The sequence below is a fragment of the Nonomuraea sp. AD125B genome (assembly GCF_041402765.1).
GTDB classification, from domain to species: Bacteria; Actinomycetota; Actinomycetes; order Streptosporangiales; family Streptosporangiaceae; genus Nonomuraea; species Nonomuraea bangladeshensis.
Genome location: NZ_JBGLOU010000028.1, coordinates 52,320 through 73,336, shown reverse-complemented (window position 1 = coordinate 73,336; position 21,017 = coordinate 52,320). Strand labels below are relative to the sequence as shown.

Genomic DNA, 21,017 nt, shown 5'->3' with positions numbered 1-21,017 from the left:
CATTTCGTCTTCGTTGTGTCTTAATTCTTTCAGCCGTTCAAGTCTCTGTCAAATTGACCGGACTTGCTCGACCTGCTGGAATTAATCCGCGCCCCGTTTCCGGGGCAACCCCTCTAACTTACCAGCCGATTCGCATGGACGAGTACGTCCACCGAAGCGGAGGTGTCTGGAGGTCGTCCCCGAAGTGAGGTCGGCGATCAGTGCCGTCCTCTCGGGACTGGTGAACTCTATGTACGGTCCTCGCAACCGTCAAATCGACGGCTCCTTCGACGGGCTCGGGGTAGGAACCGGGCGTGCGAGATCAACCCCTGCCCAGGGCACTCATCATTCTCGTGGGCATCGCCGGTGCGGTGGTCGCCCTGTTCGGCCTGCGCGAAGTCAGTTCGATCATCGGGCCTGTCGTGCTGGCCCTGGTCCTCGTCATCGCGGTCGCGCCCGTGCGCAGCTGGCTCGCCGCCAAGAAGGCGCCCGCCTGGCTGCAGGTCGCCGTGCCCTTCCTCATCGTGGTGATGGTGCTGCTGGCCATGGTGGGCATCCTGACCATCTCGATCATGCAGCTCACCTCGCTGCTTCCCAGCTACACCGAACAGTTCCAGCAGCTGCTCGCGGAGGCGCAGAAGCAGGCGGCCTCGTACGGGCTCAGCAACGACGTGCTCAGCCGGGCGCTGCGGGCGTTCGATCCCGGCGCTCTGCTGGGGGTGGCGCAGACCCTGTTGGGGAGCCTGGTCGGAGCCCTGACGGGGTTGTTCCTCATCGTGGTGCTGTTGCTGGCGATGTGCCTGGACGCGCCGGTGACGGCGAAGATACTCGCCGCCGGCATGCGCAACCGGGGGCAGTTGGTGACGGCGTTGGCGATGTTCGCGCACAAGACGCGGCGGTATCTGATCGTTTCCACGATCTTCGGGTTGCTCAACGCGGTGCTCGACGTCATCGCGCTGTCCATCCTGGACGTGCCGCTTCCGCTGCTGTGGGGGGTGCTGGCGCTCATCACCAACTACATCCCGAACGTGGGGTTCGTGATCGGGCTGCTGCCGCCCGCGATGCTGGCGCTGCTGGACGGCGGGGTGAAGACGATGGTGCTGGTGATCATCGCTTACGTCGTCATCAACGTCGTCACGCAGTCGTTCATCCTGCCCAAGTTCCTGGGGGACGCGGTGGGGCTCTCGACGACGATGACGTTCATGTCGTTGTTGTTGTGGACGTTCGTGCTCGGACCGCTGGGTGCGATTCTGGCCATTCCGTTGAGTTTGCTGGCGCGGGCGTTGCTGATCGACAGCGATCCGAGTGCGAAGTGGGCGGCGGCATTGGTGTCAGGCAAGCTGCCGCAGGACGGATGACGTCGGTGGGGGCGCGACCGGCGGGCTATGGGTGCGGGTTGGGTGGGGCCAGGGTGCGCAAGGAGACGCCGCTCAGGCGTTTGACCTCGTGGGAGAGGTGGGCCTGGTCGGCGTAGCCGGCTTCGGCGGCGACGGTGGCGAGCGGGACGCCGGCGCGGGCCAGGCGCAGGGCGCGCTGGAAGCGGACGATGCGTTGCAGGGTTTTCGGGGCGTAGCCGAAGGCGGTCAGGCTGCGGCGGTGGAGCTGGCGTTCGCTGAGGCCGAGGTCGCGGGCCACCTCTGACACCGACCGGCCGAGCCGCAGGGCACGGGCGATGAACGGGGCAGCGGGGTCGGCCAGCTGGGCGGCGGAGTTAGTCAAGCGAGCCGAGTCGGTCAAGCGGGTGGCGGGGTCGGTCGGCCGGGTGGGGCTGATCAAGCGGGCCGAGTCGATCAAGTGGGTGACGGTGTCGGTCGGCTGGGCGGAGTCGGTCAAGCGGGCGGCGTGGCTGGCCAGCCGGGTGGGGTTGGTCAAGCGGGCCGAGTCGGTCGAGTGGTCGGCAGGATCGGTCGGCCGGGTGGAGGCGGTCGAGCGGGCTGCGGCGGTTGAGCGGGCGGGGGTGGTCAGGTGGGTCAGCAGGGTGCGGGTCGCGGCGGCCAGGGCGGCGTGCTTGGCGGCGAGGTCGGGTGCGGTGCGGGTGGCGGAGGAGGCCGACTCTGTCTGGAGAGCCGGCCGGGGGTGGGGCGTGGTGAAGGAGGCGCTCAGGGCGGCTGGGTCAGCGGTGGTGAGGGCGGCGGGGTCAGGCCTGTTGACGGAAGCGTGGAGGGCGGCGGGGTGAGCGGTGGTGGAGGAGGTGAGGAGGGCGGTGGGGTCGAGGGGGGCGAGGAGGGCTGCGGGTGGGAGGTCGGACAGGTGGATGCGTTGGTCGCGGAGGGTGTGGAGGGGGACGCCGAAGAGGTCGGCGGCCGCGCCAGGGCGGAAGCGGATGCCGACGAAGACGTCTCCGGCCGCCATCTCCGTCGGCATGGGGCCGGTGTCGGGACCGGCGACGAACAGGCCGCCGGGGCCCCAGATGAGGTCCACGCAGGCGTCGGGCACCACGAGCTGGGTGCTGCTCGACTCGCTGACCTGGTGCCAGTGGCAGGCGACGCGGGCGGCGAGGTCGGGTGCCGGCGGCCGTTCCTCGTACATGCGTTCAACGTACGGGACGGCTCCGACAGGAAGCGTGTCAGGAGGACGGGAGCCGGCCGTACGCGTGGAGGGTCCTGAGGGTGTGGACCGTGACGTAACCGCCCCATTCGTGTTCGACCAGGGGGGTCCACATCTGCCAGTTGCCGGTCCAGCCGCCGTCGGCGGACTGCCGGGCGAGGAGGGCGTCGAGGTGGCGGTCCAGGACGTCCTCGCCGAAGAGCGGCAGCCGGAGCGGGGCTGGGGCGAAGTCCAGCGGGAAGTGGACGGCGCCGGGCGCGTCGGGGTCGAAGGCGACCGTGGCGAGGATGGCCTCGCGCAGCCGCGCGAACTCGCGTTCCGCACGCTCGCGTTCGGGTGTCAGGTCGAGGAAGGTCACGATGGCGCGGGCCTCGTACGGGCTCGGCTGCGTGACGGCGGCTATCGCGGACCAGCAGAACGCGGTGGCGGGGGCCAGCCACGGGTGGGTGACGCGGTGCTTGTGGAGCAGCCCGGCGATGGACGCCGTCGGCACGAGGTTGCCGGGCGGGTCGTCCCCGGTCTGCCACCAGGGCGCGCGCGGGTCGTTCCGCACGGAGGGCAGGACGAACGGCACCCCGCCGTCGGGCGTGGTCACGCGGGCGAGGTGGTCGCAGGCGGCGGGCACCATGGGCGAGTCGAAGGCGTCCAGCTCGTCGAGGATCCAGAAGGCCACCTCGACCGGCTCGGGCTGGCTGCCGGGGCCGCGCAGGTCGGGTTCGAGGGCGTGGCCGAAGCCGCCGTCGGGGTTCTGGTAGCAGCGGAGCGTGTCCAGCACCCGCCGGGGGTCGCCGTCGCGGAAGAGCGCGGCGAAGCGCAGCCGGTCGAGGAGCCTGGCGTTCAGGTGCAGGTAGTTCTCGGCGCGGTCGAGCACGTCCATCGTCAAGGTCCTCTCGTCGGCGGATCCGTTGGAGGCTAGCCGCCGCCTCTCGCCGCGTTCTTGTCGGAATCGGACGCGGGCGGCGGACCGGAAATTGCGTTGCCCGGCCGCGAGGGGCGCTCCTAGGGTGGCGCCATGACCTCGATGTTCTGCTGCCAGGTTTTCATCCGCATCCGCCGCGGCCGGGCTCTGGCCCGCTAGCGGACGCGTCGAACACGAGCTGAGGCAGCGCGTCCGCACGCGTGCCCAGGGCCCTTCGAGACCCGTTCACTCTCGAGGACCCGAAAGGGCAGTGCTGTGGCGCAGAATTTCGCACACGGAAACTATTCACACACTCAGAAGAAGGCCAGGAACAGCGGCGGCGGCCGTACGCCCCGGGATCGGGCGCGGCGCACGCTCTCGCAGAACTTCCTGGTGGACCGGCATGCCGTCGATCTGGTCGTGAAGGCCGCCGCCCCGGAGGGGCTGGTGCTGGAGCCGGGGCCGGGAGAGGGGGCGCTCACCTTCGCGCTGGCGGAGGCGGGGGCCCGCGTCCTCGGCTACGAGCTCGATCCGCTGCTGGCCGGGCGGCTGGCCGCGCGCACCCGTTCCGACCCCCGGATCGACGTGGTCAGGGGCGACTTCACGGCGGCGCGGGCGCCGCGCGAGCCGTTCGCGGTCGCGGGCAACATCCCGTACGCGGCCACGTCGCGGATCGTGGACTGGTGTCTGCGGGCGCCGGGGCTGACCGGGGCGACGCTGCTCACGCAGCGCGAGTACGCCCGCAAGCGGACCGGCGACTACGGCCGCTGGAGCCTGGTCACGGTGGAGTCGTGGCCGTGGTTCGACTGGCGGCTCGGCGACACGGTCGGCAGGGAGAGCTTCCGTCCCGTGCCGTCGGTGGACTCGGCGATCCTGCTGATCCGGCGGCGGCCTGAGCCGCTCGTCCAGAGCCGCCGCTCCTGGCAGGAGCTGGTGGAGCTGGGCTTCGGCGGGGCCGGCGGGTCGGTGCGCGCCTCGCTGCGCGCCCGCTACGAAGGGGTGGACGCCGCGCTGCGTGCGGCGGGGGTGGACCGCGACGCCGTCGTGGGCCACGTCCACCCCGGCCGGTGGGTGACGCTGTGGGAGCGGCTATGCCACTGAGGTGACCTTGGCCTGCTCGGGCGAGCGGGGCAGGGTGGGGGCCGTCGCGTCGCGGCGGCCCCACGGCATGGCCAGCAGCAGGATCGGCAGCAGCACGATGGAGGCGCGCGACCACAGCGAGTGCAGGTGCCACCAGGTGTCGGTGTCGAACTGGGTCATGTAGAGGTAGCCGTAGCCGGTCCAGAGCGAGACGGCGATGATGGCCGGCCAGGCGAACCGCGTGGGCCGGGCGACCAGGAACGGCATGAACCACAGGAGATATTGGGCGCCGAGGCGCGGCGTGACCACCATGAAGATCAGCAGGATGGCGGTGGTCATGTCGATCGGGTCGGCCCGGTGCCAGAGGAGGACGGCCGCGACCACGCAGACGTAGATGAGGTTCGTGCCGAACGAGGCCAGGTCGTCGCGGAGTGCCCAGTCGCCGCCGGTGAACCACGGCGTCCAGCCGTATTCGCCGACGATCGGCCGGATGGACCGGATGGTGTCGATGACCTTGGGGAGCTCGTCGATCGCGGTGCCGGCGAAGACCGGCAGCGTGACGAAGAAGAACACCGGCACGACGCCGGTGGTGAACAGCGCGGCGATGCGCGAGCGCAGGCTGGGCAGGAGCAGCAGCATGCCGGGGACCAGCCAGATGGGCCAGCTCTTGGCGCACAGGGCGAGGCCCATGAGCACGCCGGCGAGCGCCCCGCGCTTGAGGTGGGCGCGGTCGTCCGGGCCGGGCTTCAGCGCGGAGTGCAGCAGGCCGCCGGGGCCGAGCACGCGCACGACCGCGGCCTTCAGCCCGTGGGCGGCCAGGCCGGCCCGCGCCCTGCCGAGGACATCGGTGGTGATGCCGGGCCGCTCGGGCGCGCCGGGGCCGCGGGCGACCACGAAGGCGGCCACGCCGAACACCAGCGCCACCGGCTCGACCTGGCCGTGCACGCAGGCGACGAGCAGGGCGAGCGGGTTGAGCGCGTACTGGAGGGCGCGCAGGTTGGCCTTGGGGCCGCCGGCCAGCTTGGCGACCAGCGGGATGAGCACGATGTCGGCGACGACGGTGACCAGGCGACCGGCGTATTCCCAGGGGATGCCGAGCCAGAGCAGGATGCCGTAGACGTAGGGGATGGTCGGCAGGAAGTGCCAGCCGCCCTCGCTGGCCAGCACGGGGTCCTCGCCACGGAGCACCGCCTCGCCCGCAGGCTTGAAGCTCTCGACGAAGTCGACGGGCTGCCAGGAGTCGATCGCCGAGGTGTACATGATGAGCACCCGCACGGCGATGCCGACCGCGATGGCGACGGCGAGCGGCGGGCGCCAGTCGCGCCACTGCGCGACGAGGGCGGACAGGACACCGGCGACGAGGACGATCCCCGTGAGGACTGCGTAATCCATGGCGGGACTAGCCTGCCGCATCAATCCGGGTGCTGCCACCTGGGCTTCCGATTCTTATCCCCGACATGCCGACACGTATCGCGATACGACCTCACGCTGTGTGTTCAACTTTTTGCATGGGGGGATCGCAGGTCAACCAGGCACTGGTCAGGCTCTATTTCGAGGTGAGGGATGGGCTGCCCGACCCCGTCGCGGCGTGGGCGAAACTCACAGGCAACTCTCAGCAGTACGCCGGAACGCGCGGCGAGCGGCGGGTTCCGCTCGACGACGGCACCGCCGCCGAGATAGCCGCGGCGGCCATTGTGCACACGGCGGCCGAGCACGGTCGCGACCGGGTGGCGGCGCTGGCGACCTCGCCGCTGGCGGAGCTGGTGGGCGGGCTGGGCGGGGCGGTGCTGACCGAGCATCCGTGCGCGCCCGAGCAGGTGCTCGGCGGGCGGTTCGGCGGCGCGCCGCGGGCGGAGGAGTGGGCGCGGGCGGCGTACGTGCTGCTGTGGGGGGAGAACAACCGGCTGGCACGGACCGCGGACACGCCCTGGGTGATCGCCGGGCGGTACAAGGGGCAGAAGGTGGTCGCGATCGGCACGCATCCGACCCGGCTGTCGGACGAGACGCTGGTGGTGCGGCCGGGCACGGACGGCGCGCTGGCGATGGCCATGGGGCACGTGCTGCTGAAGGAGTTCTTCCTGGACCGCACGCCGTTCGACGGGCACGCGGCGGAGTTCACGGACCTGCCGTTCCTGGTGCGGCTGCGGGAGCGGGAGGGCGCGTACGTGCCGGGCGAGGCGACGGGGCAGGTGTGCGACCGGCTCAGCCTGTACGACCGCGAGGGGCCGGGCGAGGCGGTGGAGGTGCTGCTGCCGCGCTTCGACGACGGGCCGGGCGTGCTGCGGCGCGGCGTGCCGGTGCTGCGGGACGGGGATGAGCTGCTGACCACGGTGTTCGACCTGCTGCTGGCCGGTTACGGGGTGACCAGGCCAGGTCTGCCGGGGCGGTGGCCCGACGGGTACGGCGACCGCGCGGAGCCGTACACGCCGGCCTGGCAGGAGGCGTGCACGGGGGTGCCCGCCTCGCGGGCGGTGAAGATCGCCCGTGAGCTGGGGGTGACGGCCGAGAAGACGGACGGCCGGTGCGTGATCGTGCCGGGCCGGCTGGACACGCCGCACGCCGACACCGCCTACCGGGCGATGCTGGCGTTGCTGGTGCTGACGGGGTGCGGCGGCGGGTGGGCCCAGGTGGGCACGGCGGGGATCCCGCTGGTGCCGTACCTGTGCCTGCACGCCTGCGGCGAGGACCGCTCGGACGTGGGGGCGCTGAGCTGGGCGCTCGCCGAAGGGCTGTTCGCGCGCCGCACGTCGCGGTCGGTGCTGCTGGAGGCGGTGCGCGACGGCTGGCCGATGGCTCCGCCGCCGCGTGTGCTGGCGCTTCCCCGGCCGATCTATCCGCTGCCGCCCGACGTGGACCTGCTGATCGGGCCGGACGACCACTGCGACCTGGCGCCGCCGAGCCCTGAGCTGGTGGGCGCGGCGGTCGCCAGGCTGGGCGGGCGACCGTCCGCGGCCGGGCCTGCCGGCCGGGCCGCGGACGGTCGCATGCGGTTGCTGGTGGACCACGCCTGGATGCGCGAGTACGGCGAGGCCCTGCCGGTCTACCGGCCGCCGGGTCTCGGCGTGCCGCTCAAACCGACGCAGCTGGTCAGAAACCGGCGGTGATCCTGGTGAAGTCCCAGTCGGACTGGGAGATGCCGCTGCAGTTGGACGTCACGCCGCCGCCGGGGCAGCCCCGGTCGCGGTTGACGGCCCAGTACGCGAGCCTGGTCAGGCCCTTGGACTTGGCCCAGTCGCGGATCTGCGTCCAGGCCGCGGTGGTGGTCAGCTCCTGCTGGTCGGACAGGCCGTTCATGCCCGAGATGCCCATGTGCGCGTACGCCTGGGCGTCGGTCCAGCCGTAGGCGTTCTTGAGGGCGTTCTTCAGGCCCTCGGAGGCGTTGACGGTGTCCTGGTAGATGTTGGAGCTGCCGAAGTCGAACGGCATGATGGTGAAGTTGTCGATCGGCACGCCGAGCGCCCTGGCCTGGTTGATCAGGCGGACGCCGTGCGCGTTCGGGCCGGTCGTGGTGGTGCCGAAGGTGACGACGGCCTTGACGTTCGGGTTGTTGGCCTTGATGATCTTGATGCCGTTCAGGATGCGGTCCTGGACGGTGTAGTTCTCGAACTCGTCGGTGTTCTCGATGTCGAAGTCGACGACCGCCGGGCCGACGGCGTTGATCACCTGCTGCACGGCGCCGGCGAACGCCTCGGGGCTGCCGCAGTTGGGGCCGAGCTTGTTGCCCTGCCAGCCGCCGAAGGAGATCTGGACGCTGCCGCCCTTCGACTTGATCGTGTTGATCGCCTGCTGGTCGGCGCCGCCGGTCAGCGGGCGGTTGCCGTCCCAGGCGGGGGTGCAGCCGCCGCTGGAGAGGATGAACGCCATCGTGAACGACTTCACGCCGGTCGCGTCCATGACGGTGGCCGGGTTGGGCGGGTTGCCCCAGCCCATGTAGAGGTAGGGGGCGCCGGCCATCTTCGCCGGGTTGCCGGTGCAGCCGCTGGTGGTGGCGGTGGCGTCACGGCCGGCCGACTCGCCCGCCGAGTTGTACGCCTTCACGGTGTAGGTGTGGGTCGTGCACGCGCCGAGGCCGGAGATCGTCGCGGACGTGCCGGTGACCTGCGCCTTCTGCGTCGAGCCCTCGTAGACGCGGTAGCCGGTGACCGTGCCGGAGGAGGCGCCCCAGCTCAGCGAGACGCTGGAGTTGGTGACCGAGGTGCTGACCGTGCCGGGCTGGCCGGGGGCGCCGGTGTTGCCGCCCGAGGTGGTGGCGGTCACGGAGTTGCTGACGCCGGAGAGGTTGCCGGCGGCGTCGCGGGCGCGGACGGTGTAGGTGTAGGCGGTGTTCGCGGCGCGGCCGGTGTCGGTGTAGGTGGTGCCGGTCACGGTGGTGACCAGGCTGCCGCCCCGGTAGACGTTGTAGCCGGTGACGGCGACGTTGTCGGTGGAGGCGTTCCAGGCGAGCGAGACGCTGTTGCTGGTGACGCCGGTCGAGCGGAGGTTGCCGGGCGTGGACGGCGCGGTCGTGTCGGTGCCGCCGCCGGTGGAGACCTTCCAGAGGGCGGGGACGTTCGGCGGCTCCCAGCCGGGCTGGGAGGTGTGGCCCTGGAGACAGACGTAGTCGACGCCGTTGTAGGTGACGACCGCGCCGGTGGCGTAGGCGGTCCACGGGGCCCAGGCGGCGGCGAGCAGCCGGGCGCTCTGGCCGGCCGTCTGGCTTTCCGCGTGGGCGACCGGGAGGCCGGCGCCGGTCAGCGCGAGGACCGCGCAGGCGAACGATGCGGCGAGTCTGCTGCGAAATCTCATGGCATTCCCTGAAGGTGCGGCTTGACGGTCTTGCTGAAGGACCAGTTGGCGCTGGCGTCCCAGTTGATGGACCAGGTCATCGCGCCCCGGATGTCCGGGTACGCACGGGGCGGCACGAAAGATCCGCAATTGGTACGCCGAGCCAGGCAGTCGAGCGCCTGGTTGACGAGGGCGGGAGCGACCACGCCTCCGCCCGCCGCGCCCGGCCCGGCGGGCAGGCCCAGCGCCACCTGGTCGGGGCGCAGGCCGTTCTCGAGCTGGATGCAGGCCAGCGCGGTCATGAAGTTGACGGTCCCCTGCGTGTACGCCTGCGCCTGGTCGCAGCCGAGCATGGAACCGGAGTTGTAGAACTGGGTGTGGACGACCGTGAGGATGTCCTTGATCGACAGGGCGAGCTTGAAGTACTCCATCCCGGTGCTCTGCATGTCGATGGTCTGCGGGGCCATCGTGATGATCAGGTCGGCGCCGGCCTTGGCGCGCAGCGACCGGAGCGCCTGGGCCATGTACGTGGCGTTGAGGCCGTTCTCCAGGTCGATGTCCACGCCGTCGAAGCCGTAGCTCTGCATGAGGGCGTACACCGAGTCGGCGAAGCGGGTCGCGGCGGCCGCGTCGGCGACCTGCACCCGCCCGGCCTCGCCGCCCACGGACAGGATGACCTTCTTGCCCCGCTGGTGCAGGGCCTGGACGTCGGCCCTGAACTGGGCGTCGGTGTAGCCGCCGAGCGCGGCCGACAGGCCGGCGTCCACGGCGAAGGCGACCTGCCCCGGCGTGGCCGTGGCCTCGCCGAACGCGACGGCGACGAGGTCGTACTCGGCGGGGACGGCCGAGAGCCTGAGCTCGGTCGCGGCGTTGACGAAGTTGTGCCAGTAGCCGGTGAGGAAGTGCTTCGGCAGGGTGCCGCCGCTTCCCGTGCAGCCGGTGGTGGTGGCGGTCACGGGGTCGCCGGCCGCCGACTCGCCCTGGCCGTTGTACGCCTTGACCGTGTAGGTGTGGCTCTCGCAGGCGCCGAGGCCGGAGATCGTCGCGGTCGTGCCGCTGACCGTGGCCTTGACCGTGGCGCCCTCGTAGACGCGGTAGCCGGTGACCGTGCCCGAGGACGCTCCCCAGGTGAGGGTGATCGAGCCGGCCGTGGAGGTGGCGGAGGCGGCGCCCGGCCTGCCGGGCACCCCGGGTGACGGTCCGCCGCCGCCGCAGGGTGATCCGTTGAGCGTGCAGCCGGTGATGCCGGGGAAGCCGCCGGGGCTGCCGTTGAAGCCGAAGCTCGCGCTGCCGCCGGCGGGGAGTGCGGGGGCCCAGGACGGGTTGGTGAAGGTGTAGTGCTGGCCGCTCCTCGTCATGACCGCGTCCCACGCGGACGGGATCGAGTAGCCGGCGGGGACGTCGAACTGCACGTTCCAGCCGTTCATGGCCGTGGTGGTGGCGTTGGTGACGGTGACCTTGCCCTCGAAGCCGGAGCCCCAGTCGGAGACCTTCGTGAAGGTCGCCGTCGCCGTGGCGGCGTGGGCGGGGGCAGGGGCGGCGATGAGGGCGAGGACGAGGCTCGCGAACGCCAGGAGGGTCGCGCGGTGTCTCACGGGCTCTTCCTTACGGGGGGTGACGTGCCGTACGCCTCGCGCCGGGGGGTGAGAGAGCGAGCCGTACGGCACGAGCCACGCGTTTGCGGGGGCTGTAAGGTTTTGTCCGGTCGGTCGTTTACTGTTAGGAAAGTTTCCTAAGAGTTGTGGGCCGATCGTAGCCTTGACACCTCGCCCTTACAAGACCCAAAAAAGGCAGGCTCCCTGTTACCTTCTTCCGCCGGCGCTCGTCATGGGATCGACGAGTGAAAAGAGGACAGGAATGCTGACCGCCATCATGTACGTGACGATCTACGTCACCGACCAGGACCGCGCGCTGGAGTTCTACGCCGGAGGACTCGGGCTGGAGAAGCGGATCGACGTCACCGGGCCCGACGGCCGGTTCCTCACCGTCGGCGTGCCCGGCAGCCCGGTGCAGATCCTCCTGTGGCCGCACGCGGCGGGCACGGGGCTGCCGGGCGGCGTGCCAGGCCCGGTGATCCTCGAATCCGACGACCTGCGCAAGGATTTCGAGATCATGCGCTCGCGCGGCGTCACCTTCGAGGGGACCGAGCCCGAGGACTATCCGTTCGGGGTCCGCGTCGAGGCGGTGGATCCCGACGGCAACCGGATCTCGCTCCGCCAGCAGCGCAAGCCGTGACCGCGCGCCCGTCCGGTGCCGTGACCGAGGCGTTCGAGGCCCAGCGCGATCGGCTGCGCGCCCTCGCCCACCGCGTGCTGGGCTCGCACGCCGACGCCGAGGACGTGGTCCAGGAAGCCTGGGTGCGCCTCGCCCGCCAGGACGAGGCGGCCATCGGCAACCTGGCGGGGTGGCTGACCACGGTGGTCGGCCGGATCAGCCTCGACGTGCTGCGGTCCCGTCAGGCCCGCCCCGAGACCACGTACGGGCACGAGTTCGCGGACCTCGTGGTGACGCCCGCCGGCGAACCCGCGCCGGACGAGCAGGTGGCGCTGGCCGATTCGGTCGGCTTCGCCCTGCTCGTGGTGCTCGACTCGCTCACCCCGGGTGAGCGGCTGGCGTTCGTGCTGCACGACATGTTCGCGGTGCCGTTCCACGAGATCGGCCACATCCTGGGGAAGTCCGCCGACGCCGCCAAGATGATCGCCAGCCGGGCCCGCCGCAAGATCCGGGGCGCGGACCGGCCGGCCGGCGGGGGCCGCGAGCACCAGGAGGTCGTCCAGGCGTTCCGCGCGGCCGCCGTCGGCGGCGACTTCGAGGCGCTCCTGCGCGTCCTCGACCCGGACGTGCGGCTTACCGTCGACACCCCCGGCGGCGTGGTCGTCACCCTCGGCGCCACCGAGGTCGCGGCGGGCGCCCGCAGGTTCGCCGGCGAGGTCGCCCGCCAGCGGGCGGTGCTGGTCAACGGCGTTCCCGGCCACATGTCGTGGCGTGCCGACGGGACCCCACTCTCGGTCATCGCCTTCGCCGTCGGCGGCGGCCGGATCACCGGCATCCACATCGTCGTCGATCCGGCCAAGCTCGCGGCGATCCACCTGGACTGAGCTCCCGCCGTACGGGACCGTACGGCGGGAGGCAGGGGCAGGTCAGGGTTGCTGGGTGATCCTGACGTCGTCGATGCCGGCCTCGACCAGGGAGGCGGTGCCGGCGTCGGCGGCGTCCACGACGACACGGACGGTCTGGCCGGCGAAGGCGTTCAGGTTCGCGGTGGCCGTGGCCCACGCGCCGTTGCGGTTGGAGGCCGCGCCCGCCTGGTTGAGCACGGTCGCGGTCGAGCTCCCCACGACGCGGACCCGCAGGTAGTCGGCGCTGGAGGCGTTCGAGCCGTGCGCGAGGTACCACGACAGCGAGAGGCTGAGCGTGCCCGAGGACGGCAGCGTGATCGGTGGGGACTGGATCGTGGTGACGCCGCCGTCCACGTCGTAGTCACCGGCGGCGCTGCCCGCGAGGCGGCCGGTCACCAGGTCGTTCGTGCCGCTGACGGTCGTGCCGAGCTGCTTGGCGCCCGAGGACGTGGTGTCCTGCGGGTCGCCCCGCTCCCACTGGCCGGCCGTGGCGGTGTCGGTGCCCGCCGGGTTGACGGTCCAGCCGGTGGCGGTCTCGAACGTGTCGGAGTAGACGGTCAGCGGCGGCGTGCCGGTGCCGCAGTACTGGCTCTCCTTGCCGATGATCCGGTAGACGCAGTCGGAGTATTCGAGGAAGCGGAGCACGGCTTCCCGGTTGCGCGTGGTCTGCGGGACGATCTGCTCGTCGGGCGGGTAGAAGCCGGGGCTGGCGCCGGTCGGGTACATCTCGAACGTGAAGCTGAAGATCTTGTACTGGCCCCACAGCCAGTCGTCGATGGTGCCGTCGGTGATGTAGAGGTCGCTGGCCTGCTGCGGGGTGTAGTTGTTGGTGGAGGCCATGTTCTGGCCGAGCGTGGCGTGCGCGTCGCGGTCGTCCTGGGTGAGGCCGGGCGCGGTGTTGTTCAGGGTGTAGCCGTACGGCCAGAGCACCAGCTCGCTGTAGGTGTGCCAGTCGATGTGCGACTTGAGCTGCTGCACGCCGCCGATGACGCGGCTGCGCACCCAGTCGGCCGTCGCCCGCACCTCGGGGGCGGACTCGGCGCTCGGGCCGCGGTAGGTCTCGCTGGAGGTCGTGCCGGAGGAGCCGCCGCAGCAGCCCCAGTTGTAGGCCCAGTTGCGGTTGAGGTCGGTGCCGACGGCCGAGGAGCCCGAGTTGGGCTGGCGGTTCTTGCGCCAGGAGCGGTAGCTGCCGGTGGCGATGTCGTACTCGCCGCCGTCGGGGTTGAGGTCCGGCATGATCCAGATCTCGCGGGTGTTGACCAGGTTCGTGATCCGGGAGTCGGTGCCGTAGTTGTCGGCGAGCAGGTGCATGATGTAGAGCGCCATCTCGACCGTCAGGTGCTCACGGGCGTGCTGGTGGGCGGTGAACAGCACCTCGGGCTCGGCCTCGTCCGTGCCGACGTTGTCGCTGATCTTGACCAGGCGCAGGGCGCGGCCCTCGTACGAGGTCCCGTACGTCGACTGGCTGACGATGTTCGGATGGGCCGCGACCAGGGCGTTGATCTCGGCGTTCATCTCGGCGTAGTTGTGGTACGCCGAGTCGGCGGGCGGGAAGTCGAACGCCTCGACGCTGGACGGCGTCGCCGGCCGGGGCACCTCCACGACCCGGTAGCCGAGCTTCCTGATGGCGGCCACCTCGGCCGTGGTGGCCGTGACCAGCACGGAGCCGGTGGCCACCTCCTCGATGGCCGCGCCGGTGGCGGCGACGGCGCTGCGCTGCTGCGCGTCGGACGGCCCCTGCACGCGGTACTGCTTGTTGGGCGGGGGCTCGGCGGCCGCCCCCACGCCCGTCACGCCGGTGAGGCCGACGAGGCAGAGGGCGGCGAGCAGGATGACGATACGGCGTATCACCTGGTCCTCCTAGGGCGCTCGGGATGGGATGGTGCCGGCGCCTGAACCGAGACTGAGGATCTACCGATCTCCCGCAAAGGCCCAAAGTTGCGGACATCCGGATCCCTGACAGGTGACTGTCAGGACCATCCCTCGCGGTACCGTGAGAGACGTGTTCTTCGGCATCACCGATTTCTGGGCCTACGTGATCGGCGCCTTCCTGATCATTCTGCTGCCTGGACCCAACTCGATCTACGTTCTCAGCTTCGCGGCGCGTCACGGTGTCCGGCAGGGCTACCGGGCCGCGGCCGGCGTCTTCGTCGGCGACACGGTGCTGATGTTCCTGGCCGCCGCCGGCGCGGCGTCCCTCCTGCGTTCCAACGCCGTCCTGTTCATGGTCGTCAAGTACGCCGGCGCCGGCTACCTCGCGTGGATCGGCTTCCAGATGATCAGGGACGCCTGGCGTTCCTGGCGGGCGCGAGGCGCCGAGGCAGTCCCGGCGAAGGCGGCGGAGGAGGCCGTGGAGAAGGCTGTGGAGAGCCGGCCGCGGCCGTTCCGCAAGGCCCTGACGATCAGCCTGCTCAACCCGAAGGCGATCCTGTTCTTCGTCTCGTTCTTCGTGCAGTTCGTGGATCCGGCCTATCCGGCGCCGGCGCTGTCGTTCCTGATCCTCGGCGCGGTGATCCAGGTCTTCAGTTTTCTCTACCTGACGTCGCTGATCTTCGGCGGCACGTTCCTGGCCGCCCAGTTCCGCAGCCACAAGCGGCTCAGCGCGGGGCTGACCTCGTGCGTCGGCGCCGTCTTCCTGGGGTTCGGCGCGAAACTGGCCACCGCGTCACTGAGCTGAGTCACTGGGCTGAGTCACTGGGCTGAAAGTTCGGTTCAAGGACATGCTGGTTCGGTAGGGCACAGATGGAGCGTGTCGAAAGAGGCGGTCGCACCGCCGGCCCTCAGGTACGGTAGGCCACCGGCGTGCTTCCCGGGACGCCGGTGCGGTGCCCGCCTCGGTAAGTGCGAGCGGTCCATCAGGGTAGCCCTGGTCCCTCGAAGCCCGGGTAGTCGCTGATCGTCGGCCTATCTGCGGAGCAGTCTTGAACCATCCGCCCGTGACCCTCCCCCGCCTCGGCGCCCTCGCCCGCGAGGCGGCGCCCAAGCTGCTCGAAGCCGTGGTCGCCCCGCTGGCGGTCTTCTACCTCGCCATGGTGGTCCTCGGGATCAAGTGGGCGCTGATCGCCACCGTCGCCTGGGTCTACCTCGGCGTGGCCTGGCGGCTCGTCCGGCGGGTGAAGGTGCCCGCCACCATGTTCCTCGCGGCGTTCGCGATCACCGTGCGCGCCCTGGTGTCGCTCTGGACCGGCACCTGGATGTGGTTCTTCATCCAGCCCGAGCTGGGCACGATCTGCATCAGCATGGCGTTCCTCGCCTCCGTGCGGCTCAACCGGCCGCTGGTGCAGAAGCTCACGCTCGACTACATCCACCTGCCGTCGGCGGTGCTGAAGCACGAGCGCATCCGCCGGTTCTTCGCCAGGATCACGCTGCTGTGGGCGTTCGTGCTGCTGACGAACTCCACGCTCAGCATCGCGCTGGCCGTCTACGAGAGCCTGCGCGGCTCGCTCGGCGCGTTCATGATCCTGCGCACCTCGGCGGTGGCCGTGATCAGCGGGCTGGCGATCGCGTTCTCGATCTGGGCGTTCAAGCGGGTGCTGCGCCGGCTGCACGTCGCGCACGCCTGAGCGGCGCCGTTCAGGGGAGTTCGACCACGAGCTCGTAGCCGCCGTCCACCGCTCCGGCGGTGAGCGTGCCGCCCGCCAGGCGGGCCCGTTCGGCGAGGCCCGCCAGCCCCATGCCGCCCCGCCTGGCGACCGGCCGGCCGCGCGCGGGCCCGTTGCGCACGCTCACCCGGCGGGGGCCCACCGAGATCCGCACGGCGGCCCCCGGCGCGTGCTTGGCCGCGTTGGTGAGCCCTTCCTGGACGACGGCTCCGGCCAGCGCGGGCGCCGGCCCGGCGGCCACGTCGAGGTCGATGGTCATGCCGGAGTCCCTGGCCCGGCGGACCAGCTCGGTCACGTCCTCGTTCACCGGCTCCAGCGGCGCGGCGTCGGAGTCCTCGCGCAGCAGCCCGATGATCTGCCGCAGCCGCTCGGTGGCGTCGCCCGCCGCCTCCCGCAGCTCCCCCGCCGCCCGCGCCTGCGCCGGGTCCAGGCCGGGGGCCAGCTCCAGCCCGGCCGCCCGGACCGCGATCAGGGCCAGGTCGTGGCCGAGCGAGTCGTGCATGTCCCGCGCGATCCTGGCCCGCTCGCGCAGCCGGGCCTGCGCCTCGGCCGAGAGCCTGGCCTGGCCCCGCTGCCGGATCACCAGCCGCCGCACCAGCCCTATCAGGTACGGGATCAGATAGGTGCCCACCAGCCCGGTCACCATCGACACCCACAGGGCGAGGTCGCCGCCCGCCGCGAGCACGACCGCCACGCCGACCGCCGTGATGAGGCCGAACGCGGCCACCGGCGGCCACGCCGCGCCCTCCCGCCGGCCGGTCAGGTAGGCGTACCCCATGATGAACGGCGAGGCCGAAACCAGCGGGAGGATCTTGACGCCGGTCCGGGGCAGCAGCCAGCTCAGGTCCACGGTGGCGAACCCCTCGCTGAAGCGCCACGGGCCGAGCGGCAGCAGCAGCACCAGGGCGACGAGCGGCCGGCGGCGGCCCACCAGCACCACCGCCGACGCCAGGGCGAGCCGCGGCCCGGTCACCATCCCGAACGCGGCCGGGTCCCGGAGGGGGTCGGGCCCCGCGGCGGCGACGAAGGCGCACAGCAACATCCAGAGCAGCAGGTCGACGACCACCTCACGGCGGCTCTGCCTGCGGATCGACGGCGGGATTCTCACGTCGTCGAGCCTATGGGGGCCGGGCGGAGGCCCGCCCTCGTCCTCAGGCAGGAGACGACCCTGACGAAAGTCAGGGTAGGGCGCGTGGCACCGTCCTGGTAGTGCTAGCCCCACCCCCGATTCGCCTACCTCCACTCCTGCGCCGGCCTGCGCGAACGGGTTGGATCGAAGGTGTCGGCCGGGGCAGGCGGCACCGCCCCCGACGAAAGTCGGGGGCACCCGCTGCCGATCGGCCGATGTGCCATGACCAGCGGAGTTTCTAGCTTCATGAGCTACGGCCCTGACCCGATTAGGGGACGGGTCCGCGTTCGACCGGGGGCATCCCCGATGCCCCGGGACCCCGCGTACCGAGACGCTGTCCGTGTGCCGTGAAGATCGGAGTCAACGCCCCATGTCACATGCCATCCTCGACCTGGTCCAGCAGGTCATGTCATCCCCCTGGCTGTACGCGGCCCTGTTCGCCCTGGCCGTGCTCGACGGGTTCTTCCCCATCGTCCCGGCCGAGACGTCGGTGATCACGGCGGCGGTGTTCGCCGCTTCCGGGGAGACGAACCTCGCCCTGGTGATGGTGGTCGCGGCGCTCGGCGCGTTCGTGGGCGACCACGTGTCGTACCTGATCGGGCGCATGTCCGGCGGGCGGCTGCGGGACAAGAAGGCGTTCGTCTGGGCGCGCGGCGCGCTGGAGGAGCGGGGCGGGCTGGTGCTGGTCGTGGCCAGGTACATCCCCGGCGGCCGGACGGCGACCACGCTCACCATGGGCGCGGTACGCCACCCGCTGCGCTCGTTCACCTTCTTCGACGCGATCGCGGCGAGCTCGTGGGCGGTCTACTCCGGGCTGATCGGGTTCTTCGGCGGGATGGCGTTCGAGAACGACCCGATCAAGGGTCTGCTGCTGGGCCTCGGCATCGCGGTGTCCGTCACGGCGGTGGTCGAGCTCGTGCGGTGGGCGCGGAAGCGCCGCGCCACCCAGCCTTCCCCGGAAGTCCTTCCCGTGGACACGTCCGTTTGACCCTGCCGGGCGACCATCCGATTCGAGAGGAGTGCGCATGACTGTGCTGGCCGCGGCGATCGCCCTGGTCGGGTCGCTGTTCTTCGCCCTCGGCGCCGCCCTTCAGCAGTTCGAGGCCGCCGGCTCGGCGAAGCCGGGGCTCCTCGCCCTGCTGCGCCGGCCGCGCTGGCTGATCGGCGGCGCGTCCATCCTGGCGGGTGGCGGCCTGCACATCGTCGCGCTCGGGCTCGGCCCGCTCACCGTGGTGCAGCCGATGGGCGTGGCGAGCCTGCTGTTCGCCCTGCCGCTCGCCGCCACGCTGCACGGCCGCCGGCCCACCCGCAAGGAGCTGGGCGCGGCGGCGGTCGTCGCGGCCGGGCTGGTCGGGCTCGTGCTGATGGTCCCCGAGTCCGAGGGGCCGACCCGGCTCGACCCGGACGGCGTCCTCCTCCTGCTCGGCGTGGCCGGGATCGCGGCGGTGCTGCTGTGGGCGGGCGCGAAGGCGGCCTCGCCGGCCTGGCGGGCGGCACTGCTGGCCACCAGCTCCGGCGTCCTGTACGGCGCCACCGCCACCCTCATGCGGGTGCTCGTCGACGGCGGCTGGAACTGGTGGTACCTGCTGGCCCTGCCGGTGCCCACGCTGCTCGCGCTGATGATGCTGCAGCGGGCCTACGCCGTCGGCCACTTCGGCGTGTCGTTCGCCTCGCTGCAGGTCGCCGATCCGCTGACGGCGGTGGCGTTCGGCGCGCTGCTGCTCGGCGAGCCGCTGCCCACCGGGGTCGTCCCGGTCGCGGCCGCCCTGCTGACCGCCGCCGGCACCGTCGCGCTGGCGCGTACCAGTCCGCTGGAGGCGCGCAACGATCTCGCCTGACCCCGACCCCGTTCCCGGCTCGTCGTCCCCTGTTCCCCCTCCGGCCCTCCCCGGGCCGGGTTCCCTTGCGATTGTGGAGTCACCGTCATGGCCATGCCCCTGCACAGCGTCACCGACCGCGCCCGGCTCGCCCCCGCCCCCGAGCGCCCGCGCCGGGTGCTGATCTCGACCGACACCTACCCTCCCGACGTGAACGGCGCCGCCTACTTCACCCACCGCCTGGCCACCGGCCTCGCCGCGCGCGGCAACGAGGTGCACGTGGTCTGCCAGTCGGAGCACGGCCCGGCCAGCGCCGACGTCGTGGACGGCGTCATCGTGCACCGGCTGCGCTCGGCGCCGCTGCTGGTGCATCCGACCATGCGTGTCACCGTGCCGACCCGGCTGGACCGGCTGGTCGCCGACATCAACCCGGACGTGCTGCACACGCAGGGCCACTTCGTGGTCGGCCGGGCCGCCATCGCCGCCGCCCGGCGCGCCGGCGTCCCCGTCGTGGCCACCAACCACTTCATGCCCGACAACCTCTTCCAGTTCGCCCACATCCCCGACCGGCTGCGCGTGAAGGCGGGCCGGCTGGCCTGGCGCGACTTCAGCCGCGTCTTCAACCGGGCCGACCACGTCACCACGCCCACCCCGCTGGCCGCGCGGCTCCTCGCCGACCAGGGGTTCGCGCGGGAGGTGGAGCCGGTGTCCTGCGGCATCGACCTCAGCAGGTTCCACCCGCACGCCGAGCCGAAGGCGTGGGCGCGCAAGCTGTTCGGCCTGCCCGACCGGCCGACCGTGCTGTTCGTCGGCCGCCTCGACGAGGAGAAGCGGATCGACGAGCTGGTCCGGGCGCTGCCGCTGGTGCTCAACGAGACCGACGCCCAGGTGGCGCTGGTCGGCAAGGGCAACCAGCGGGCCGAGCTGGAGCGGCTGGCCGCCAGGATCGGGGTCGGCGACCGGGTGTTCTTCCTCGGCTTCGTGCCCGACGAGAACATGCCGCAGGCGTACGCCGCCGCCGACGTCTTCGCCATGCCCGGCGTCGCCGAGCTGCAGAGCATCGCGACGCTGGAGGCCATGGCGAGCGGCCTGCCCGTGGTGGCGGCCGACGCGATGGCGCTGCCGCACCTGGTGGTCTGCAACGGCCACCTGTTCCAGCCGGGCGACGTGGTCGAGCTGGCCCGCCACCTGACCCGCGTGCTCGGCGACGACGAGCTGCGCGCCAGGTACGGCAAGGCCAGCAGGGAGCTCGCCCTCACCCACGACGACCAGGCGTCGCTGGCCCGGTTCGAGGCGATCTACGACGAGGTCGCGCGATGATCCCTCGGTGGAGCCTGTGGGCCACGGCCGGTGGCACGGCCGCCTCGGCGGCGGCGCTCGCCTGGACCGAGCTCACCCTGCCCGCCCAGCCGCTGATCAGCGACTACGCGCTGGTCGCCGGCGGGCTGGTGCCGGTGCTCGTCGGGATGCTGGCGCTGGCGGGGGCGTGCCTCAGCCTGGCGTACGGGCTGGTCGTGGCCGACCCGGCGCGCACCGCGGCCACCCGGGTGCTGCTGCTGGCCGGGGCCGCCGGGCTGATGCTGAGCGCGGTCTTCCCCACCGATCCCGGCTCCTCCCAGATCGGTACGCTCGCCGGGGAGATCCACCGCTGGGCGGCCGCCGTGGTGTTCACCGCGCTGCCGGTCGCCGGGTGGACGTTCGCCAGGGGACGGGCGGGGGCCGCCCGCTGGAACGCGGTGCGGGCGATGAGCGTGACCGCGGGGCTGACGCTGGCGGCGTACCTGGCCGCGCATCCGGCCACCGTCACCTCACCGCTGATCAACGGGGTCGCCTACTACGGGCCGCTGGAGCGGGCCGTGGTGCTGGCCGAGATGGTGCTTCTCGTGACGATGGCGGTGGCGGCCGCGGCCGGCCGCCGGGTCTCCGCGCACGCCGAGAGCGCGCCCGCGCATTCCGCGCCCGCCAGTCCCGCGCCCGCCGGGTCCGCGCCCGCCGGATCCGCACCCGCCGGATCCGCACCCGCCGGATCCGCGACCGTCGGCGACGCGTCCGCCGAGGGTGCGTCCGAGCTGGCCGCCTGAG

Annotated in this window: 18 protein-coding genes; 11 read left to right on the top strand and 7 right to left on the bottom strand. The window is 71.8% G+C overall.

Annotated elements, in window-relative coordinates; genetic code table 11:
• Positions 1 to 293 precede the first annotated feature (293 nt).
• A complete protein-coding gene (locus tag ACBR40_RS44875; protein WP_371252667.1) occupies positions 294 to 1,337 on the top strand; it encodes an AI-2E family transporter in 1,044 nt (347 codons plus the stop codon).
• Positions 1,338 to 1,362: 25 nt separating this feature from the next.
• Here the strand turns inward: ACBR40_RS44875 and ACBR40_RS44870 are convergent, their stop codons facing one another.
• Together ACBR40_RS44870 and ACBR40_RS44865 are read right to left on the bottom strand one after the other, a co-directional pair.
• The gene (locus ACBR40_RS44870) at positions 1,363 to 2,508 is read right to left on the bottom strand and encodes a DUF6597 domain-containing transcriptional factor (protein WP_371252666.1); all 1,146 of its coding nucleotides are present in this window, start codon (positions 2,506 to 2,508) and stop codon (positions 1,363 to 1,365) included.
• Between the two features lie 37 nt (positions 2,509 to 2,545).
• Positions 2,546 to 3,403 (bottom strand): hypothetical protein, encoded by an 858-nt coding sequence (locus ACBR40_RS44865; RefSeq protein ID WP_371252665.1) that lies wholly within the window; start codon positions 3,401 to 3,403, stop codon positions 2,546 to 2,548.
• A 297-nt stretch (positions 3,404 to 3,700) separates the two neighbouring features.
• Here ACBR40_RS44865 and erm point away from each other — a divergent pair, with 297 nt between their 5' ends.
• Complete coding sequence (gene erm / locus ACBR40_RS44860; protein ID WP_371252664.1) at positions 3,701 to 4,525, top strand: ErmE/ErmH/ErmO/ErmR family 23S rRNA (adenine(2058)-N(6))-methyltransferase; 825 nt, start codon at positions 3,701 to 3,703, stop codon at positions 4,523 to 4,525.
• Here erm and ACBR40_RS44855 read toward each other — a convergent pair.
• Positions 4,514 to 5,896, bottom strand: a complete 1,383-nt coding sequence (locus ACBR40_RS44855) for a hypothetical protein (protein ID WP_344220030.1) — start codon at positions 5,894 to 5,896, stop codon at positions 4,514 to 4,516. The two genes, erm and ACBR40_RS44855, sit on opposite strands and share 12 nt — an antisense overlap.
• A 116-nt stretch (positions 5,897 to 6,012) precedes the next feature.
• On the opposite strand from ACBR40_RS44855, the gene ACBR40_RS44850 reads away from it, so the two are divergent.
• On the top strand, positions 6,013 to 7,608 hold the full coding sequence (locus tag ACBR40_RS44850) for a molybdopterin-dependent oxidoreductase (protein ID WP_371252663.1): 1,596 nt from the start codon (positions 6,013 to 6,015) through the stop codon (positions 7,606 to 7,608).
• On the opposite strand, the gene ACBR40_RS44845 is transcribed toward ACBR40_RS44850, so the two are convergent.
• Complete coding sequence (locus tag ACBR40_RS44845; protein WP_371252662.1) at positions 7,592 to 9,289, bottom strand: fibronectin type III domain-containing protein; 1,698 nt, start codon at positions 9,287 to 9,289, stop codon at positions 7,592 to 7,594. The two genes, ACBR40_RS44850 and ACBR40_RS44845, sit on opposite strands and share 17 nt — an antisense overlap.
• Positions 9,286 to 10,863, bottom strand: a complete 1,578-nt coding sequence (locus ACBR40_RS44840; RefSeq protein ID WP_371252661.1) for a chitinase — start codon at positions 10,861 to 10,863, stop codon at positions 9,286 to 9,288. The genes ACBR40_RS44845 and ACBR40_RS44840 overlap by 4 nt, the downstream gene beginning before the upstream one ends.
• 262 nt (positions 10,864 to 11,125) lie before the next feature.
• On the opposite strand from ACBR40_RS44840, the gene ACBR40_RS44835 reads away from it, so the two are divergent.
• Entirely contained in the window at positions 11,126 to 11,503 is a 378-nt protein-coding gene (locus ACBR40_RS44835) for a VOC family protein (RefSeq protein WP_371252660.1), read from the top strand.
• Entirely contained in the window at positions 11,500 to 12,366 is an 867-nt protein-coding gene (locus ACBR40_RS44830; protein WP_371252659.1) for a sigma-70 family RNA polymerase sigma factor, read from the top strand. The genes ACBR40_RS44835 and ACBR40_RS44830 overlap by 4 nt, the downstream gene beginning before the upstream one ends.
• A gap of 42 nt (positions 12,367 to 12,408) precedes the next feature.
• Here the strand turns inward: ACBR40_RS44830 and ACBR40_RS44825 are convergent, their stop codons facing one another.
• Positions 12,409 to 14,238, bottom strand: a complete 1,830-nt coding sequence (locus ACBR40_RS44825) for a M14 family zinc carboxypeptidase (RefSeq protein ID WP_371252658.1) — start codon at positions 14,236 to 14,238, stop codon at positions 12,409 to 12,411.
• 151 nt (positions 14,239 to 14,389) lie between these two features.
• On the opposite strand from ACBR40_RS44825, the gene leuE reads away from it, so the two are divergent.
• A complete protein-coding gene (gene leuE / locus ACBR40_RS44820; protein ID WP_344220016.1) occupies positions 14,390 to 15,064 on the top strand; it encodes a leucine efflux protein LeuE in 675 nt (224 codons plus the stop codon).
• A 259-nt stretch (positions 15,065 to 15,323) separates the two neighbouring features.
• A complete protein-coding gene (locus ACBR40_RS44815; RefSeq protein ID WP_344220014.1) occupies positions 15,324 to 15,950 on the top strand; it encodes a VC0807 family protein in 627 nt (208 codons plus the stop codon).
• A 10-nt stretch (positions 15,951 to 15,960) separates the two neighbouring features.
• Here the strand turns inward: ACBR40_RS44815 and ACBR40_RS44810 are convergent, their stop codons facing one another.
• Positions 15,961 to 17,097 (bottom strand): sensor histidine kinase, encoded by a 1,137-nt coding sequence (locus ACBR40_RS44810; RefSeq protein WP_371252657.1) that lies wholly within the window; start codon positions 17,095 to 17,097, stop codon positions 15,961 to 15,963.
• Between the two features lie 391 nt (positions 17,098 to 17,488).
• Here ACBR40_RS44810 and ACBR40_RS44805 point away from each other — a divergent pair, with 391 nt between their 5' ends.
• From ACBR40_RS44805 to ACBR40_RS44790, 4 genes are all read left to right on the top strand, one after another.
• On the top strand, positions 17,489 to 18,106 hold the full coding sequence (locus ACBR40_RS44805) for a DedA family protein (RefSeq protein ID WP_344220010.1): 618 nt from the start codon (positions 17,489 to 17,491) through the stop codon (positions 18,104 to 18,106).
• Positions 18,107 to 18,143: 37 nt separating this feature from the next.
• Positions 18,144 to 18,956 carry a DMT family transporter gene (locus ACBR40_RS44800; protein ID WP_344220008.1) on the top strand — a complete coding sequence of 271 codons (813 nt, stop codon included), beginning with the start codon at positions 18,144 to 18,146 and terminating at the stop codon, positions 18,954 to 18,956.
• Between the two features lie 87 nt (positions 18,957 to 19,043).
• A complete protein-coding gene (locus tag ACBR40_RS44795; protein WP_371252656.1) occupies positions 19,044 to 20,255 on the top strand; it encodes a glycosyltransferase in 1,212 nt (403 codons plus the stop codon).
• A complete protein-coding gene (locus tag ACBR40_RS44790) occupies positions 20,252 to 21,016 on the top strand; it encodes a DUF998 domain-containing protein (RefSeq protein WP_371252655.1) in 765 nt (254 codons plus the stop codon). The genes ACBR40_RS44795 and ACBR40_RS44790 overlap by 4 nt, the downstream gene beginning before the upstream one ends.
• The last annotated feature ends 1 nt before the right edge of the window (position 21,017 follow it).